Annotated in this window: 15 protein-coding genes; 7 read left to right on the top strand and 8 right to left on the bottom strand. The window is 70.1% G+C overall.

The features are described from left to right. Nucleotides 1–67 precede the first annotated feature (67 nt). From CCR97_RS13600 to CCR97_RS13570, 7 genes are read right to left on the bottom strand one after another with little or no spacing between them, the layout of a single operon-like run. Complete coding sequence (locus CCR97_RS13600; RefSeq protein WP_201159567.1) at nt 68–1,054, bottom strand: FAD:protein FMN transferase; 987 nt, start codon at nt 1,052–1,054, stop codon at nt 68–70. Nucleotides 1,055–1,058: 4 nt separating this feature from the next. After that, nucleotides 1,059–1,613 (bottom strand): nitrous oxide reductase accessory protein NosL, encoded by a 555-nt coding sequence (locus CCR97_RS13595; RefSeq protein ID WP_111359259.1) that lies wholly within the window; start codon nt 1,611–1,613, stop codon nt 1,059–1,061. An 11-nt stretch (nt 1,614–1,624) separates the two neighbouring features. After that, nucleotides 1,625–2,455 (bottom strand): ABC transporter permease subunit, encoded by an 831-nt coding sequence (locus tag CCR97_RS13590; protein WP_111359255.1) that lies wholly within the window; start codon nt 2,453–2,455, stop codon nt 1,625–1,627. Next, nucleotides 2,452–3,366, bottom strand: a complete 915-nt coding sequence (locus CCR97_RS13585; RefSeq protein WP_111359256.1) for an ABC transporter ATP-binding protein — start codon at nt 3,364–3,366, stop codon at nt 2,452–2,454. The genes CCR97_RS13590 and CCR97_RS13585 overlap by 4 nt, the downstream gene beginning before the upstream one ends. Continuing rightward, nucleotides 3,363–4,763, bottom strand: a complete 1,401-nt coding sequence (locus tag CCR97_RS13580) for a nitrous oxide reductase family maturation protein NosD (RefSeq protein ID WP_420826075.1) — start codon at nt 4,761–4,763, stop codon at nt 3,363–3,365. The genes CCR97_RS13585 and CCR97_RS13580 overlap by 4 nt, the downstream gene beginning before the upstream one ends. Then, a complete protein-coding gene (gene nosZ, locus CCR97_RS13575) occupies nt 4,763–6,721 on the bottom strand; it encodes a TAT-dependent nitrous-oxide reductase (protein ID WP_201159566.1) in 1,959 nt (652 codons plus the stop codon). Before nosZ ends, CCR97_RS13580 begins: the two co-directional genes overlap by 1 nt. A 26-nt stretch (nt 6,722–6,747) precedes the next feature. After that, entirely contained in the window at nt 6,748–9,117 is a 2,370-nt protein-coding gene (locus CCR97_RS13570) for a NosR/NirI family protein (protein ID WP_111358085.1), read from the bottom strand. Nucleotides 9,118–9,621: 504 nt separating this feature from the next. On the opposite strand from CCR97_RS13570, the gene CCR97_RS13565 reads away from it, so the two are divergent. The 4 genes from CCR97_RS13565 (at nt 9,622) to CCR97_RS13550 (ending at nt 14,740) form a co-directional block, all read left to right on the top strand. Continuing rightward, nucleotides 9,622–10,464: a ferritin-like domain-containing protein gene (locus CCR97_RS13565; RefSeq protein ID WP_170145910.1), complete on the top strand. Its 843-nt coding sequence runs from the start codon at nt 9,622–9,624 to the stop codon at nt 10,462–10,464. A gap of 259 nt (nt 10,465–10,723) precedes the next feature. Further along, complete coding sequence (locus CCR97_RS13560) at nt 10,724–11,134, top strand: DUF4189 domain-containing protein (protein WP_244670439.1); 411 nt, start codon at nt 10,724–10,726, stop codon at nt 11,132–11,134. Between the two features lie 529 nt (nt 11,135–11,663). Further along, nucleotides 11,664–12,788, top strand: coding sequence for a linear amide C-N hydrolase (locus CCR97_RS13555; RefSeq protein ID WP_111358220.1), 1,125 nt, complete (start codon nt 11,664–11,666; stop codon nt 12,786–12,788). 299 nt (nt 12,789–13,087) lie between these two features. Continuing rightward, on the top strand, nt 13,088–14,740 hold the full coding sequence (locus CCR97_RS13550) for a TIR domain-containing protein (RefSeq protein WP_111358219.1): 1,653 nt from the start codon (nt 13,088–13,090) through the stop codon (nt 14,738–14,740). Nucleotides 14,741–14,801: 61 nt separating this feature from the next. Here the strand turns inward: CCR97_RS13550 and CCR97_RS13545 are convergent, their stop codons facing one another. Next, nucleotides 14,802–15,287 carry an HPP family protein gene (locus CCR97_RS13545; protein WP_201159565.1) on the bottom strand — a complete coding sequence of 162 codons (486 nt, stop codon included), beginning with the start codon at nt 15,285–15,287 and terminating at the stop codon, nt 14,802–14,804. Between the two features lie 456 nt (nt 15,288–15,743). Between CCR97_RS13545 and cysS the strand changes: the two genes are divergently transcribed. From cysS to CCR97_RS13530, 3 genes are read left to right on the top strand one after another with little or no spacing between them, the layout of a single operon-like run. After that, a complete protein-coding gene (gene cysS / locus CCR97_RS13540; RefSeq protein WP_111358218.1) occupies nt 15,744–17,090 on the top strand; it encodes a cysteine--tRNA ligase in 1,347 nt (448 codons plus the stop codon). Beyond that, nucleotides 17,087–17,455: an endonuclease domain-containing protein gene (locus CCR97_RS13535; protein WP_111358217.1), complete on the top strand. Its 369-nt coding sequence runs from the start codon at nt 17,087–17,089 to the stop codon at nt 17,453–17,455. The genes cysS and CCR97_RS13535 overlap by 4 nt, the downstream gene beginning before the upstream one ends. Further along, nucleotides 17,455–17,955: a GNAT family N-acetyltransferase gene (locus tag CCR97_RS13530; RefSeq protein WP_111358216.1), complete on the top strand. Its 501-nt coding sequence runs from the start codon at nt 17,455–17,457 to the stop codon at nt 17,953–17,955. Before CCR97_RS13535 ends, CCR97_RS13530 begins: the two co-directional genes overlap by 1 nt. Nucleotides 17,956–18,063 lie beyond the last annotated feature (108 nt).

Here is an 18,063-nt window from a genome sequence, read left to right as displayed (position 1 = left end):
GCCGGCCGCCTGAAGATGCGGCCGGTCGTTCGAGGCGTTCGCAGGCGCGCTTCTCGCGTTCGCTCGGCTAGTCGCCCCGCCACTGATGCAGCTCCACGGCGCTGCGCCGGGCGGTCTCGGCCATCGCGGCATCGTCCATCAGGCTGAACGCAGTGGACAGCGCGTCGGCGGTCGTCGCGGTCGCCGCGACGACGGTGATGCGCCGAGCCGGTGCCGCGCAGCGCCCGGTGCGCGGATCGAAGAGATGGTTGCAGCGGCCGCCGGCGTCGAACGCGAAGCCGGCCGCCGCCGACGTCGCGACAGCCCGGTCGGCGACCGGGACGACGTCCGGGGCGCGGGCGGCGGATCTCTCGAGCGCGACCTGCCACGGCCGGCCGGCCGGATGGTCGCCGAGGGCGTAAATCTCGCCCATGTCGACCAGCGCATGCGCCAGCCCGGCGTCGCGCAGCCGCGCCACCACGCGGTCGGTGACGAAGCCCTGGGCGATGCCGTTGAGGGTGAGCGCCATGCCGCGGGTCGCGAAGGCGACGCGGTCGCGGCCGAACCGCACCTTGTCCCAGCCGACCCGCGCCAGCGCGTCGCGCAGCGCGGCGGCGGGCGGCGGGCCGGCGTCGCGGCCGCGGGCGGAGAAATGTGTCGCGTGGCAGGCCCACAGCGGCTGCACGGTGGGATCGAAGACGCCGCCGGTCGCCTGCACCATCGCGTCGCAGGCGGCGAGCAGGTCGACCAGCTCGGTCGGCGGGGCGATCACCACGCCGGTGCGGTTGAGCTCGGAGAGCACCGAGTCCGGACGGTAGAGGCTGAAGATCGCCTCCAGCCGCGCCGTCTCGGCGACGGCGGCGCGGACGAGCCGCTCGGCCGTCGCGCGGTCGGGATAATGGATGGTCAGGCTCGCGACGGCGCCCAGCGCGACGCCTCGCCACGTCACCAGCGCGCCGTCGGTCGCCGCATCGGCGGACCCGAACGGCAGCAGCGGCAGACCCGCCGCCGCGGCCGCGATGGACAGGAAGCGGCGGCGGCTGGGGGGCGGGTGAGATGTCCGGATCCGTGCCATCGGTTCAGTGTCCATGCGCCGCCGACGCGTCGGTCGCGCCGGTCGGACGGACCGGCTCGGCCGGGCCGCCCAGGACGTAGTCGTGCGGGATCTCGGCGAGCCGCACGACGCGGCCGCCGTTCCGCTCGGTGAAGGCTTCGGCGGCGCTCCGCTCGCCGAACGGCACCGTCTCGGGCGCGCCCATGCCGCCGCGCAGCCGGCTGTCGATGACGAACCACGCCTTCGACACCTCGACCCAGTTGGTCGCGCCGGGGGTGTCCCAGCTCTCCGCGCGGGCCATGTCGGAGACGTAGACGGCGCGGATGTCGCGCGGCTCGTCCGGCATCAGCGTGAAGGCGACGGCGTCGCGCGCCGCCGAGAACCACACAGGGTCGATCCGGCTCGCCAGGAGGATCTGCCCCTTCGGCCCGGGATGCTCCAGCACGTTCATGCCGCAATAGTGGCCCATCGCCTCGGCGTTCAGGGCCTGCGGGGGCGGCGGCGGAGCGGCGGCCTGCTCGCTGCAGGCGGCGGGCGCGAGCAGGACCGGCAAAGCGAGCAGCGCGGCGAGCCGAAGCATCGGGCGCATCGTCAGATCTCCTTGCGGGCGAAGGCGGCCGTGGCGGCGGCGAGGGGCAGCACGGTCCAGGCGACCAGCGCCGCGACGAGCGTCGGCGCGGCGAGCGACACCGTGCCGGCGAGCCCCGCCATGCCGGAGAACAGGCTCACATTGGCGAAGCCGGTCAGGTTGAGGAGCCGGTAGGCGTCGGTCGGGTTGAGAAGCAGCACCGCCTCGATCGCGCCGGCGCCGAGATGGGCGCCCTGGTCGGCGACCAGAACGCCCAGCAAGGCGAGGTCGTAGACGACGACGAAGAGGAGCCACAGGCCGATCGCCACCGCGGCCGCCGCGCCGCGGCTGCGGGCGAGCGCGCTGACGCAGGCGCCGATCGCCAGGAAGGCGGCGCCGAGCAGCAGCGACGCGCCGATCATCGCGGCGAAGGCCGCCCAGCTCTCCGCCGCGATGTCGCGCACCGTGATCAGGATCGCCACGCCGGCGGCGCCGAAGCCGACCAGCGTCGCGATGGCGAGCACGATCATGTGGCCGACGAACTTGCCCAGCACGACCTGCCAGCGGGCGACCGGATAGCCGAGCAGCAGCAGCATGGTGCCGCGCTCCACCTCGCCCACCAGCGTGTCGTGCGAGATCAGGAGCGCGATCAGCGGCAGCAGCAGGATGGTCAGGCTCGACAGGCTGACGACGACGACGTCGAGCGCGTTCGCACCCGTCGTGCCGGTCGGCGCGCTGCCGAGCAGCGTCAGACTCAAGGCGAGAGCCCCGAGCAGCAGCGTCGCCGCCACGACCCAGCGGTTGCGCACGGCCTCGCGCAGCTCCTTGCCGGCGATCGCGGCGAGGTTGATCATCGGGCGTCTCCCGCGCGGAGGAAATGGGCGTAGAGATCGTCGAGTGTCGGCTCGGCGACCTCGATGTCGTCGATGGCGGCGCCGCTCTCGACGGCGCGGCGCAGCAGCGCCATCTTGCCGGCGGGCGTGCAGGTCAGGTCGAAGTGATGCCCGTTGAACGCCTCGCCGCTCTCGCGCAGCCAAGCCGGCGCCTCCGCCTGTGCGCCGGCGACCTTGACGCGCACCCGGATGGGCAGGCGGGCGAGACGGCGCAGCGCGCCGAGCGAGCCGTCGGCCAGGACCACGCCGCGGTCGAGGATGACGACCCGGTCGGCGACGCCCTCGAGCTCGCCGAGCGCGTGGGTGGAGATCAGCACCGTGGCGCCGCCGCGGACGAGATCGCGGATCAGCCCGTAGAGCTGGCCGCGCAACGCCGGATCGAGCCCGGTGGTCGGCTCGTCGAGCAGCAGGAGCGCGGGCTCGCCGAGCAGCGCCTGGGCGAGACCGAGCCGCTGGCGCATGCCCTTCGAATAGGTGCCGATGCGCCGGTCGGCGGCCGCGGCGAGGCCGACGCGGTCGAGCAGCGGCGCGACGACGCGCATCGGCTCGCGCTTCAGCCGCGCGTAGAACCGCAGCATCTCGGTCGCGGTGAGGGCCGGGTTGAAGGCGATGGTCTCGGGCAGGAAGCCGATGCGGCGCCGCACCGCGAACGCCCCCGCATCCGGATCCGATCCGAGCACGCGGACGCTGCCGCGGGTCGGATGCAGCAGGCCGAGCATCAGCTTCATCAGCGTGGTCTTGCCGGCGCCGTTGTGGCCGACCAGCGCGACGCACTCGCCCGCCGCCGCCGACAGCGACACGTCGCGCACCGCCTCGACCGTGCCGTAGCGCTTGGCGACGCCGTGCAGCGCGACGATCGGGGACCCGGTCATGGCGAACGTCTCCCGGTGGTGTCTCGGGCGCTTTGGGCGAGAGCCGGCGCCGCGGCCGCGGGAATGGCCGGCGCCGTCATCAGCGGGTGGCTGTCGATCACGCCGCCCGGATAGAGGGCCGGGAACTGCGCCTGCGCCCAGCGCAGGAGCTGCACGGCCGGGCTGGCGATCAGGATCTTCGCCGCCGGCGCGGTCCACAGCACCTTGTCGACGATGTCGTTCGGCCGGTAGGCGGTGTCGCCGACGCCGTCGCCGTCGAGATCGAAGGCGGGGTTGTCGCTCCAGAAGTTGCCGCGCCCGTCCTTCGACCAGTCGAGCGAGCGGGTGCCGACATACTTCACCTGGTGTCGGTTCTTCACGAAGGCGTTGCCGACGATCTCGTTCTTCTCCGAGCCGGCCGTGAAGTGAACGCCGATCTCGCAGCCCTCGAAGCGGTTTCCCGAGAAGCGGTTGGCGTTGGCGTTGTAGATGAACACGCATTTCTCCGGCCCGGCGCGCCGCACCGTCCCGGCGCTTTCGCGCGCGCGGGCCAGGAGTGCCGTGTGCTGGTCGTCGCCGCCGATGTCGGCCGTCGCTCCGACCGGCCCGCCGAGCACCACATTGCCCGTGATGGTGGAGCCGTTCGCGTAGTTGAGGAGGAGGCCGTGATCGCGGTCCCGCTCGGAGCGGTTGCCCGTGATGGTCAGCCGGCTCGAATACATGATCGCGTAGCCGACGTGATTGCCGACCGAGACGTTGCCGGTGACCGTCGAGTCGTTGGTGTACATGTAGTGGATGCCGAAGCGGAGCTCGGCGAACCGGTTGTCGGCGAAAGTGTTGTCGCGGCTGGTGATGACGAAGATGCCGTCGCGGCCGAACCGGATGTCGTTGCCGGTCACCCGGGCGCCCGGCGCGTTCCACATCGAGACGCCGTTGCCGGCCTCGCTGGTGCGTCCGCCCTTGCGCCCAAGGATCACGTTGCGCGTCACCGCCGCGCCGGCGGCGCCGTGCACATAGACGCCGAACAGGTTGCCCTCGAGGCGATTGCCCTCGACCACGGCGCGGCTCGCCGTGCGGGCGAGGAACACGCCCGAATCCATCTTCTCCAGATCGGAGCCGGAGCCGCGGATCACCAGCCCCGCGACCGCGGCATCGGGCGCCGTCACGGTGACGGCGCTGCCCTGGCCGGAGCCGGAGAGCACGGCCCCCGGCGCGCCCTCGAGCCGCAGCGCTCGCGACACGGTGACCGGTCCGCGGTGCGTCCCGGCGGCCAGCACCACGGTGTCGCCGTCGGAGGCCGCGTCGAGCGCCGCCTGCACGTCGCCGCCAGGCGTGACGGTGACGCGCGCGGCCTGCGACGCGACCGGAGCAGCGGCCCAGAGGGCCGCTGCCAGGAGCGTATGGTGCAGTCGAGCCATCATGCGTTACGCGGATGCACGAGCATGCGGCCCTTCATCTCCATGTGCATGGCGTGGCAGAACCATGTGCAGTAGTACCAGTAGACGCCGGGCCGGCTCGCCGTGAACGAGACCGACGCGGTCGCCTGCGGCGCCACCTCCATGCTGATGCCGTAGTTGACGATGGCGAAGCCGTGCGACAGGTCCTCGATGTCGTCGACATTGGTGACGTAGACGGTGACGTTGTCGCCCTGGTTCACCTCGAACTGCTCGAGCGCGAAGGCCGGAGCCGACGACGTCATGTAGACCCGCACCGTGCTGCCGTCGCGGATCACCTTGGCATCGGTCTCCAGCGTGATGCCGTCGGCCGCCGCCTGCTTGCGGGCGTCCTCGAAGAACGGATCGTCACGCTTCCAGACGTGCAGCGGGTTCACCTTGGAGCGATGCACGATGGTGGCGTCGTGCGGCTCGGCGAAGCTCGGGCCGTCGTGCACCACCACCATGCGATCGCCGGAGATGTCGATCAGCTGATCGTTCTCCGGCTTCAGCGGACCGACGTTCAGGAAGCGGTCCTTGGAGAACTTGTTGAGCGAGATGAGCCACTTTCCGTCCGCCTCCTTGGTCTGGCCCATGGAGGTGTGGTTGTGGCCGGGCTGGTAGTGGACGTCGAGCTTCTGGATGATCGGGTCGACCTTCTCGCCCTTGAAGGCGCGCTTCGCCGCCTCGATGTTCCACTTGCAGACCTGGCTGTCGAGGAACAGCGTCGTGTAGGCGTTGCCCTTGCCGTCGTAGGCCGTGTGCAGCGGGCCGAGGCCGAGCTCCGGCTCGGCGACCACCACGTCGCGCGGCTTGATCTTGTCGTCGAACAGGTCGTCGAACAGCCGCACGTCGAACACCGTGACGGTCGGCGACAGCTTGCCGTTGGCGACGACGTGGATGCCGTCCGGCGCCGTGTTGATGCCGTGCGGGCTGTTGGAGACCGGGACGTAGCGGGTGTAGGGCGAGCCCTTGCGGCCGTCGACGACGGGTACGCCGTTCATCATGGTGACGTCGCCCTTCTTCACCGCCTCCTCGATGCGCTTGATGTTGAAGATGACGACCCAATCCTGCTCGTTCGCCGACATCTCGGCGAGCGTCACGCCGCCTTCGGAGTTGTAGCAGGTGGCGAAGGCGTACTTGCCCTGATAGTCGGCGTCGACATTGTCGAGATTGCCGTCGACCCGCACCTGCCAGGCGACCTTCATGGTGTCGCCGTCGATGGCCGAGAAGATCGACCAGTACTGCTTGGGATCGTTCAGCACTTTGCCGTCGTTGGGCAGCGGCACGCCGTCCTCGCCGTTGGCGAACACGTAGCCGGTGCGAGGATACTTCTGCACCCGCAGCCCGTGGACCGTGTGCTGGTTGGGAAGCTGGATGATCTTGTCGCATTTCATGATGTCGCAGCGCACCCGGGCGACGCGGGTGTTCGCCTTGTCGTTCATGAACACGTAGCGGCCGTCGTAGGTGCCCTCCGTGAACGACATGTGCGGGTGGTGCAGGTCGCCGTTGAGATAGGTGCCGCCGTGGTCCTTCAGGAACGCCTTCGTCTCCGGCGTCAGCCCTTCGGTGAGCACCTTGAGGCTCTCGTTGGTCTGGCCCCAGCCGGTGGCGCTGCAACGGTTGAACACCGGCACCCGCATCAGCTCGCGCATCGACGGCAGGCCGACGATGCGCATCTCGCCGGACTGGCCCGAGGAGAAGAACACGTAGTACTCGTCGAGCTCACCGGGCTTCACCTCGTACTTGGCGGGGCCGCGGACCGGCGGCTGCGCGCGCTGCGGCGCCGGTGCGGGCGCCGGCGGACGCGGCTGCGCCGCGGCGGTGTCGAGCCCGGCCACGCCGGCGCCGGCGGCGACGCCGGCCACCCCGGCCACGGTCGCGGCCGCACCGGTCCTGATCAGGTCGCGTCGATTGAACGTCGAATGGTCGTCGGTGCTCATGGCGTCTCCTCTGGTGCGCGCGGGTTTCACGGCCCGGTCGACAGGCTGGGTTCGGGAACGGGGACCGGCTTGCCGCCGGCCGTGACGATCGGAGGAACGGGGCCCTTGCCGCCCCGCATCGACGGCGAGGTCAGCGCCTCGCGGCGCTCGCGCTTCAGCCGCACCTGGATCATGTGAGGGCAGCGCTTGTCGTCGAAGTAGAGCTCCTGGCAGTGCATGCAGTAGATGCACTCGTTGACGTTGATGTGCCCTTCCGGATGGATCGACTGCACCGGGCATTCGACGGCGCATCGCTGGCAGGGCGTGCCGCATTCCGGCCAGCGCCGCAGCCACTCGAAGGTGCGCAGGCGGCCGGGGATCGCGAGCGCGGCGCCGAGCGGGCACAGGTAGCGGCAGTAGAAGCGCTCGATGAACAGGCCGGCGACCAGCAGGGTCGCAGCGTAGAGAACGAACGGCCACTCGCGCGCGAACTTCAGCACGATCGCGGTCTTGAACGGCTCGACCTCGGCCATCTGCTCGGCGAACGCGACCGAGTAGAGCGACAGCCCGAACAGGCCGAGGAAGATCATGTACTTGATCGGCCACAGCCGCTCGTGCAGGCCCCAGGGCACGCGAATCTGCGGGACCTTCAGCGCCTTGGCGATCGTGTTGGTGAGCTCCTGCAGGGCGCCGAACGGGCACAGCCAGCCGCAGAACGGCCCGCGGCCCCAGAACAGCAGCGCCGCCGCCACGGCCGTCCACAGGATGAAGATCAGCGGCGCGGTCAGGAAGTAGTCCCACGAGAAGCCGGTGATCAGCGAGTTGACGAAGGTGAGGATGTTGACGACCGAAAGCTGGGCGTTGGCGTACCAGCCGAGCCACACCAGCACGAAGGCGAGGTAGGCCCGTCGCACCCAGGTGTAGAGGGCAGGGCGCCGCACCAGCACGTTCTGGAAGAAGAAGATCCCGGTGAGGAGCAGGATCGCCGCGCTGGCGATGGCGATCGACGGCACGTCGCGCCGCCACATCGTCTTCCACAGCGGCTCGTCCCGCGCGTCGAGCCCGTCCGCCGGCGGTGCCGCCGCCGGGCCGGCGGCCGGCGGGCTCGCGACAGGCGGCGCCGCGGCGACCGTGGGAGCCGCCTGCTCGCGCCGGACATAGGTCTCGGGCAGCGTGTAGCCGAGCTCGAAGGTGAGGAAGGCCTTGTCGCGCGCCCCGACCGCGCGCTGCACCATCAGCTCGAGCTGCCACGGCTCGGTCGGATCGAGGGCGAAGTCGTCCGGCATCACGAACAGGCCGATCTCGGGAAAGTCCGGCGTGCCCGCCGCCTCCAGGGCGCCGAGCCGTTCGTGATTGCGGTCGCGGAAGCGGGTGCCGGCGCCGTCCTGCAGGATCTGGATGCGGTCGAACACGCCGCCCCGCACATAGCCCGAGCCCTTGAACGAGTAGAGCCCGCGCCCCGCCACCACGATCGCCTGCTGGCCCGGCTTCAGCCGCTCCTTCAGCCGCGCCCAGCCGGTCTCGCCGAGCAGGCTCGCGCCGATGGTCGGCACGCTCACCAGCGCCGCGTAGAGATCGATGAAGGTCTCGTCGGGATCGCCGGGCTCCGGCCGTGCCGCGGCCGCGGCGTTGCCGGACTTGTCGAACGCGGCGTTGACGTCGCCGATCGAGAGATGCAGGCGGCGGACCGAGCCGTCGCCGAGCAGGCTCTCCCAGCTGAGGATCTCCCGCCTGTCGAGATCGACCGTCTTGGTCACGGCCGGCACGGCGGCGGCGGGCGCGGCCGCGCCGCCGACAGTGAGGCGGCCGCTGCGCACCAGCCGGACGGCGGAGCGCACCACGCTGTCGGCCATCACCAGCACCGTGACGGTGGCGCCGGAGACGATGTCGGGCTGCGGCGGCCGCTCGGCCCCGGAAACGATCGCCCCGATGCGGGTGCCGATCAGGGTGTTGACCGCGTCGACGACCTTCTTCTCCGGCACGCCGACCAGGACGATCGGCTCCTTGTGGTCGACCAGCTTCAGGCCAGTCACGACGGCATCGGGATCGATGCCGATCAGCATGTGGATCGGCTTGCCCGAATAGCCGATCGCCGTCGTCACGTCGGTATTGAGGTACACGAAGCCGCGCAGCCGGTCGCCGGCATAGACGGGGGCGAGCGGCGGCTCGCCCTGCGGCGGCCCGAACCGGTCGGCACCGGCGAAGAACTCCTGCGGGGTCGCCTTGGCGAGATGCTCGGCGAGGTGTGACGTCGCGAGGTGTGACGTCGACTGCGCCGATGCGGGTCCCGCCGCGAGCAGCAGCAGCAGCCAGGCCACGGCGAGCAGCGTCGCCGCGGCCGTGACACCGCGTCCGATGACGGCCCGCAGGCCGTGCGTCGACGTCGACAAGAATCGGCCGCGGCCGGATCGTGACATACGAACCCGCTCTCTACGTTACGATGAGATGTCGGAGTGCGTGACCGTGCCGACGGCGCTGTCGGTCCGGCTCTGTCCACGCTCGGCGCCGCGTCGCGCCTCACCGCCGAATTGAGACGGCGGGAGTCGTGCTGTCAACCACGCGACACCCAGCAGAAATCCGAACACTGCGCCGCGCCGGCATCGTCCTACCTCGTCTCGTCCGAACTCGCTCATTTGTGACTCGGACGGCTCCTCGTGCCGCGGTGCAGTGCCGGTCGGGCACGTCGCGGTGTGATAATGCTCTCGATCGCGCTCGGCCCGGCGACCCTGGGGCCGCCCGCCGTGATCATCGTTGTGCGAACGCAAACAGGGGCACGATCTGCGATCCGCAAGCGCCTCCGTCGTGGCGGCGGAGAAGGCGGCCGGCTATCGTGCGCGAGGTCGCCGCAGCGAGAAGGCGCGCCGAGGAATCTCACCATGTCACGTCCGCAGGCTGTCCCTCCGCCGGCTCCGGTCCGTACGATGGCCGACCTGTTCGCCGTCGCGCATGCGATGGAGGCCGACGCCGTCGCCTACTACACGCGTGTCGCCGCGGATGTCCGGGCGCAGGGCTCCGATGCGCTCGCGCGGCTGTTCGAGCGGCTGGCGACGATCGAGGCCGGCCATGTCGATCTGATCACGTCGTGGAGCGCCGAGGCGGGCGGAACGCCGCCGGCGCAGACGCCGCTGCCCTGGCCGGTGCCGGGGATGTTCGATGCGCCCGCCGAAGAGGTCGGGCAGTCGCGCCTGCTGACGCCGTACCGGGCGCTCGCCGCGGCGGTGCGTCAGGAGGAGCGCTCCTTCGCGTTCTGGACCTATGTGGCGGCGACGGCGCCTCGCGACGACGTCCGGGCCGCCGCGGAGCGCATGGCGCACGAGGAGCTCGATCACGTCGCGCTGCTGCGGCGCGAGCGTCGCACCGCGTTCCATCGGGCGCGCGGCGCGCAGACCGCGTCGCTGCGGACCTTGCGGATGGCGGATCTCGCGGGGCGCGAGCGGGCCTTGGCCGACCTGCTCGACTCAGCGGACGCCGGCGACGGGCGGCTCGGCACGCTCGCCGCCGAGGCCCGCGCGAACGCCGCGCGGCTCGATCGGGCCGGCGAGGGGGAGCTCGTGCTGGCCCTCGAGGGCGAGGCGGATGCCCAGGACCCGATCGCCGCGGCCGAGGTCCTGGTCGAGGCCTATCTGGCGACCGCCGATCTCGCCACGGATGCCGCGCTGGTCGCCACTGCCCAGAGCCTCGCCGCGACCGCGATCACGCGGCTCGCCGCGTTGCGGGCCGCAGCGCCGCCGGACACCCGCGGCGGTCCCGGTGCGGACGGCTGATGGCAGCCGCCGACGACGAGTCAGTCACCATGGCGTGGCTCCACACGGCGTCGAAGTCGGCGAATTCTCCAATGACAACGGGGCGGGCCGAAAGACCCGAGCCCGAGCGCGTCAACGCACCCGACGACATCAACGGTGACGGGCAATGGTGGCGCCACTGCCGCGCCGGCGATGCGGCGCCGCCCGGTCCCGCCGCATTTTCACCTTGCCGAAACCATTGCTTCATAACCTCCCGAAAATCCTGTGGGGGGAGGGACCTATGGCTCGAAACGTGCGGGCTCGCACGGTGCGGATCGTCGCCGCCACGGCGGCCATGCGCCTCGGAACCGCCGTCGTCGTGGCGGCGCTCGCCGCGCCCGCGGCGCAGGCCGCCGGTGCGATCGCCATCGGCGCCTGCGGGCATTACGGCTACGCCTACGACCTGAAGACCTTCGCCGAGGCCGAGACGGCGGCGTTGAAGCGCTGCGGGCGCCGCGACTGCCGGGTCGTCGCGACGGTGCGGCGCGGCTGCGTCGCCTTCGCGGTCGACGCCAAGAACATCTGCGGCCCGCACGGCTACGCGGTGGCGCCGCGGCTCGCCCGCGCCCAGAACAATGCGCTCCAGCAATGCTACGGCCACACCGGCAAGACCTGCGTCATCCGCGCCTTCGCCTGCGACGCGCGCCACTGAGCGACGTGATCACGTCCGAACGGGCTAGCCGAAAGTTGCGCCGACCCGGGCGCTCCGCCTTGCGACGGCGTTGCAGAATTGCTCCGTCGTCCCGGGGCGGCGCGCAAGCGCCGAACCCGGGACCCATAACCCCTGTCTGTCGTGAGCCACGTGTGCCGGGCGTATGGATCCCGGGCTCGCGGACCTGCGGTCCGCGCCTCGGGATGACGAATTCTGCAAAGCCATCGCCTTCGCGGAGCACGACAGAGGAAGTGCTTGAGATCGTGGATGCCGGGGACGAGTGCGGGCGTCACGAGTGCGAGCTGTAGACGCGCATTAGTCCGATCCGACACAGCTTCGTCGCGGCGTGGGAGTCTGATGGCTTTGCGGACATGCTCGCATCGCCCCGACTTTCACGACTTCGAAAAGTGCTTCGTTAATTGATTCAAATCATTTGCATCGCCGCCGCGCCCGAAGCCACGTTACGGGCACGGTGTCGTCGCGTATCCACCGGTCGTCGTTCCTTCCATTCTGCCCGAGAGGATTGCTCATGGTGTCGCGAAATGCCCGTATCGCCGTTTCGGCGCTCGTCTCCGGCGCGCTCGTCGTCGCGCCGCTCGCGCCCGCGCTCGCCTGCACGTCGGTGCTGCTGCCGGCCAAGGACGGCGGCTTCGTCTACGGCCGCACGCTCGAGTTCGGGCTATCGCTGAAGTCCCAGATCATCGTCGTGCCGCGCGGCCTCTCCGTCACGGGCACCGGCCCGGAGGGCGATGTCGGCAAGGGCGGTCTCGTCTGGACGACCAAGTACGCCGCGACCGGCGCCAACGCGCTCGGCCTTCCGATTCTGCTCGACGGCGTCAACGAGCGCGGCCTCGCCGGCGGCCTGTTCAACTTCCCGGGCTTCGCCGAGTTCCAGCCCGTGCCGCCCGGCAAGGGCGACCGCTCGATCGCCTCGTTCGAGCTTCTGAGCTACATTCTCACCAGCTTCGCCACCGTCGACGAGGTGAAGGCCGGCCTGCCGCAGATCATCGTGTCGGGCGTCAAGCTCGCCGCGTTCGGAAACATGGTGCCGCCCGTGCACGTCTCCGTGCACGACGCGACCGGCAAGAGCCTGGTGATCGAGTACACGCACGGCGGCAAGCTGAACCTGTACGACAATCCCACCCATGTGCTCACCAACGCGCCGGAGTTTCCATTTCATCTGAGGAACCTCGCGCAATACCAGTACGTCACGGCGGCCGTGATGCCGCCCTTGAAGGTCGGCACGACGTCGCTCGCCGCGGCGAGCTCGGGCGTCGGCATGAACGGGCTGCCGGGCGGTTTCCTCGCGACGGCGCGCTTCGTGCGCGCCTACTTCGCCCAGGCGAACGCGCCGCAGCTTCCGACCAGCGCCGAGACGGTCGGGCTCGCGTTCCACATCATGAATGGCTTCGACCTGCCGCCCGGATCGATCGGCACCTCGGCGGCGGCGGGCGGCGAGGGCGGTGGCGTCGACGGCTTCGAGACGACCGAGTGGACCTCGGCGATCGACCTGAAGAACCTGCGCTACCACATCCGCACCTACGAGAATCAGGACGTCCGCGTCGTCGACCTGAAGAAGGCGGCGGAGGGCCTGAAGGCGATCAGGTTCATCCCGCTCGACCAGAAGCCGGTGGTGCGCGAGCTCGTGCCCTGAGTCGAGCCGACCGGCGGCCGCGCGGTCGACCGATCGCGCCCTCGGCGCCGCCGCGGGCCGCCGGTGCAGGCCGAGCGCGGGCGGGCGGTGGACAGGCCATCAAGACTCGGTGATGGCGAAACCTGCGCGGGCCGTGTCACGGCCCGCGATCTCGTTCATCCGTCGACGGAAACCGGCCGCGCAAAGCAGTTCGCGTCGATGCAATCGAAGAGTGTATATACCGGTTAAAGACTCGTAAAGATTGCGCTTGGTGGTAGCATGCTCGCGGGAGAAGAGGACCGATCGGACCGGAGCCCGCCATGCCGAATCTTCACGTGTTCATCAGCTACGCCACCGAGGATGAGCCGATCGCCGCCGAGTTTTCCAAGCAGCTCAACCAGGTGTTCGGCATCGCCGGGATGGTCCAGCTCACCTTCGCGCCACAGTTCAGCCTCGGCACCGACTGGCGGCTCAAGATCGAGAAGGACCTCGACCGGGCAGATGTTCTCCTGCTGATCTCGACCGGGAGGAACAAGCCCAGCCACTCGTTCACCGGCTTCGAGGTTGGCTTCTTTCGCAACTCGGTGCTGCGCCGGCCCAAGATGACCGATTTCAAGGATCAGGATCGGCTGATCCTGTCGGTCGCCGTGTTCTCCGGTCTGCCGCAGACCGTCAACGGACTTCAGGGCCTGATGATCGATCCGGTGGTGGTCGACCGCGCCTGCCTGAAGGATCGGAGCCGGTTCATCGAAGTCATGCGGACCGAGAAGACCCACTCGATCCGCCGGGTGTTCAATCGCATCTGCGACATCCTGCGGACCAAGAACGTCATCAGCGACAGCCAGTGCGAGCAGCTCAGAGCCGGGATCGAAACGGCGACCGATGCGGTCCACGGCACGATCTTCGACCAGCTTCAGCGGCGCGAGCGCGAGACCACGGTTCCGGAGCGCAAGATCGTATTCCGTCTGCCGCACGCCTACCGGGTCGCCGGCGATCCGTGGCGCGAAGCGACCATCGAGTTCTGCTTCGAGGAGAAGTCCTTCAATCCGGTCGGCTTCGGGGCGTTTCCGCAGGGTCCGATGAGTTGGACGAGCTTTCTCGATCAGATCGCGGACACGCAGGTCAGGGCGTCGTGGCGCGACGCGATCGTCACGCTGGTGCGCGACGCGCTCAACGACGAGCCGACCGAGAACCGTCAGCAGATCACGCTGCCGGATCGCGATCGGGCCTACGGCACGTTCCTGGCGCGCGGCGTCCAGTATCTGAGTGGCATCGACGAGTTCGACATTTATCTCGTCGACATCGGGCCGGTGCGGCACGACAACTACGAGATGACGCGACTGGTCGCGGCGCTCTCGATCGGGTTGCGCTATCGCCAGATGTTCCTGTCGGGCAAGAACAGCAGCTACTCGGTGGAGAAGGTGAAGGCGGTTCTGATCGATCGTCTACAGCACCGCATCGGCAGCATGGTACGCGACCTCGATCTGCTGCTCTGGCAGAGCCAGGCGGCCGGCCTGATGGAGGAGGACTTCCTCGCCCAGATCCATGACCACATGCCGGGCTCGGCCGAGGACTTCGACTGCAAGATGGAGCGCTGGGGCCGGGCCAAGCAGATGCTCTATGGCGCCGCAAACATGGTCCTGGAAGCGAGAGGCGAGCCGGAGCTCACGGCCGCCAAGGCGAAGTTCCTCCCGGTGCTGAAGGATTTCTGCACTGAGACCGTGACCATGAACCGCGAGTTCGTCGGCGCCGTGTTCGGCGTGCTCAGCGATGTCGTCCGGTCCGGCGCCGATCTGTATCCAAACGCGGCGGCAGCGATCGTCCATGCGGGCCAGGCTCTGCACGGTCCGGCGGCGGCCGCCGAATGGGGAGCGTCGGTCGGCCCGACGGTCGCCCCGGTGTCGCTGGTTCCGCCCGTGCCCCCGGTGGCGCGCAACGGCGGCGGCCGCAACGGCCATCGCAAGCCGACGTGACGCAAGCCGACCCCGTGTAAGCCGGCGCGGGGCCGGGACGTGGGAGCGGACGTCGAGGCCCTCACCACCAGCGATGCGGCCAGTCGTAGCGCCGCACCCCGAGGTGCCAGCCCCAGGCGAAGAGAGCGAGCAGCACCGCCCCGGCGCCGACCGGGGCGACCAGATAGGTCCACGGCAGGCCGTTGGCGACCACCAGCAGCGGGTCGATGCCGGCGGGCGGGTGGAACGTGCGGGTGAGCTGCATCGCGACGATCGACAGGCCGACCGCGAGCGCGGCGGCCCACGGTCCCGGCCCGGTGATCGCCAGCACCATCAGCCCGACCAGGGTCGCCACCAGGTGGCCGCCGATCAGCGCGCGCGGCTGCGCCGGCTCGGCCTCGGGCGAGCCCATCACCAGCACGATCGAGGTCGCGAACGGCACCGCGAACAGCGGGAACGAGCCGAAGGCGGCGAACAGCTCCATCAGAGCGATCGCGACGGCGCCGCCGGCGGCGCCGGCCAGCATGGCCAGGATGGTGCGCTTGTCGGGGATCGGGGGCAGGGGCATCGCGGCGGTCTCGGATCGTCGGTGCCGGAGCCGTAGCACGTTCCGTGCCGCGCGGACCGGCCGTCGGCCCCGGCAGGGCCCGGGCATGCGCCGTCCGCAGGCTGCCCGCGGGAGGTGCCGGCGGGCGTCGTCGACCCGGCGCGATCGGTCCTTCGCCGCTCTTGACGGGGCGCCGCCGCTCGACCATGGTGCGCGCCCATGACCGGCCATTTCACCCATATCGGCATTTGCCGGGGGATTATTCGCTAGCGGCTCCCGCTGGCTACGGCCGTCTTGTCCTCTTCCCAAGACAAACAGACGCCGGGCCAGCGCGGGCCCGCGACGTGATTCGGTCGTGCTTCACGACGGGGTCGGCACGGGCGGGGGGCCGCCGGCCGGCACCGGATAGTCGCAGGACGATCGCGCGGGATGACCGCGCAGGCCAATGGCGCCGGGCGAGGGCGCAGGGGACAGGGTATGGAACTCCGGCTCTACGACACGCTCACGCGCGAGAAGCGGCCCTTCGTGCCGCTCGATCCGGCCCGCGTGCGCATGTATGTCTGCGGTCCGACCGTCTACGACTTCGCCCATATCGGCAATGCGCGGCCCGTCATCGTCTTCGACGTGCTATTCCGGCTGCTGCGCCACGTCTACGGCGCCGAGCACGTCGCTTACGTTCGCAACATCACCGACGTGGACGACAAGATCAACGCGCGGGCGGCCGAGCGCGGCATCTCGATCCGCGCGCTGACCGAGACGACCTATGCCGAGTTCAAGGCCGACGTGACGGCGCTGGGCTGCCTGCCGCCGACCGTCGAGCCGCGGGCGACTGAGCACGTCGCCGAGATGCGCGCCATCATCGAGCGGCTGGTCGCCTCCGGCCACGCCTATGTGGCCGAGGACCACGTGCTGTTCTCGGTGCCGTCGATGCCGGCCTATGGCGGCCTCTCCAAGCGGCCGCTCGACGAGATGATCGCCGGCGCCCGCGTCGACGTTGCGCCCTACAAGCGCGACGCCATGGACTTCGTGCTGTGGAAGCCCTCGAAGCCGGGAGAGCCGGGCTGGCCGTCGCCGTGCGGCATCGCGGCGGAGGGGCGTCCGGGCTGGCACATCGAGTGCTCGGCGATGAGCTGGAAGCACCTCGGCGAGACCTTCGACATCCACGGCGGCGGCATCGACCTCGTCTTCCCGCACCACGAGAACGAGATCGCCCAGTCGTGCTGCGCCTTCGGCACGCAGGCGATGGCGAACACCTGGATGCACAACGGCTTCCTGCAGGTGGAAGGCGAGAAGATGTCGAAGTCGCTCGGCAACTTCGTCACCATCCGCGAGGTGCTGAAGGACTGGCCGGGCGACGTCGCGCGCCTCGCCATGCTGTCGACCCACTATCGCCAGCCGATCAACTGGACCCTCAAGGGCCTCGAGGAGGCCCACAAGGCGCTGGCGTCGTTCTTCGACGCCGCCTCGGCCGATGCCGAGCCGCGCCCGGCGCCGGCCGTGCTGGAGGCGCTCGCCGACGACCTCAACACCCCGATGGCGCTCGCCGCCATGCACGGGCTGAAGAACGCCGCCGGCCGCAAGGCGCTGGCCGGCACGCTCGCCTTCTTCGGCTTCCGTCCGGAGGCGCTGAAGGCGTGGGAGGACGCGCACGCCCCGGCGCCGCCGATCCCGGCCGAGGAGATCGACGCCAAGGTCGCGGCTCGCATCGCCGCCCGCAAGGAGAAGAACTGGGCCGAGTCCGATCGCATCCGCGACGAGCTCCTGGCGCTCGGCATCGTGCTGAAGGACTCCAAGGACGGCACCACCTGGAGCGTCGCGCGATGAGCGAGGCGTCCGATCGCGACATGACCGAGGGCGAGCGGCTGTTGTGGCGCATGCTGCGCACCAAAAAGTTCGGCAGCGCCAAGTTCAAGCGCGACGTGCCGGTCGGGCCGTTTCGTGTCGCCTTCGCGTGCGACGGCGCGCCCGTGATCGTCGAGGTCGACGACAGCGCAACGACCGGCGTGCCGCGCGACGCCGAGCGCGACCAGTGGCTGTTCTGCCACGGCTACCGCGTGCTCCTGTTCCGCGCCGCGGACATCGCGGCGAGCCCGGACGGCATCCTGTCGATCATCGAGACCGAGGTGCAGGCGGCGCCGCGCCGGACCTCTCGCACCGTCGTTCCGCTGCGGGACGGGGAGGGCGCGTGATGGCGACGGCTCACCCGGAGTTCGCGCTGCGCCCCGTGCTGCCGGCCGACACGCCGCTGCTCGCCGAGATCTTCCGCGCCAGCGTCGAGGAGCTGACCGGCGACGACTACAGCGAGGCCCAGCAGGAGGCCTGGATGACGGCCGCCGCGGACGAGGCGGCGTTCGCCAAGCGCGTCACCGACGCGCTCGCGCTCGTCGTGACGTTGAACGGCACGCCGGTCGGCTTCGTCACGCTGGTCGGCGGCGAGACCATCGATCTCCTTTATGTGCATCCCGGTGTCGTCGGGATGGGCGCCGGCGCCATGCTGATCGACGCGATCGAGAAGCTCGCCGGCGCGCGCGGCGCCAAGACGCTCGTGGTCGACGCGAGCGACAATGCGCGCAATTTCTTCGAGAAGCGCGGCTACGTCGCGCAGCGCCGCAATACCGTGCTGCGCGGCGACGAGTGGCTCGCCAACACGACCATGGAAAAGGCGCTCGCCGGAAAGGTCGCGACGTGAAACGCCCCGACACCCCGTTCCCGCGCCATTGGATCTATTACATCCTGATCAAGCTGCTGGTGCTCGCCGGCGGCGTCGCATTCGTCTTGAAGTATCTGAACTATTGGT

This window comes from Rhodoplanes elegans, assembly GCF_016653355.1.
Classification (GTDB): Bacteria; Pseudomonadota; Alphaproteobacteria; order Rhizobiales; family Xanthobacteraceae; genus Rhodoplanes; species Rhodoplanes elegans.
This window is presented reverse-complemented; position numbering and strand designations above follow the sequence as displayed.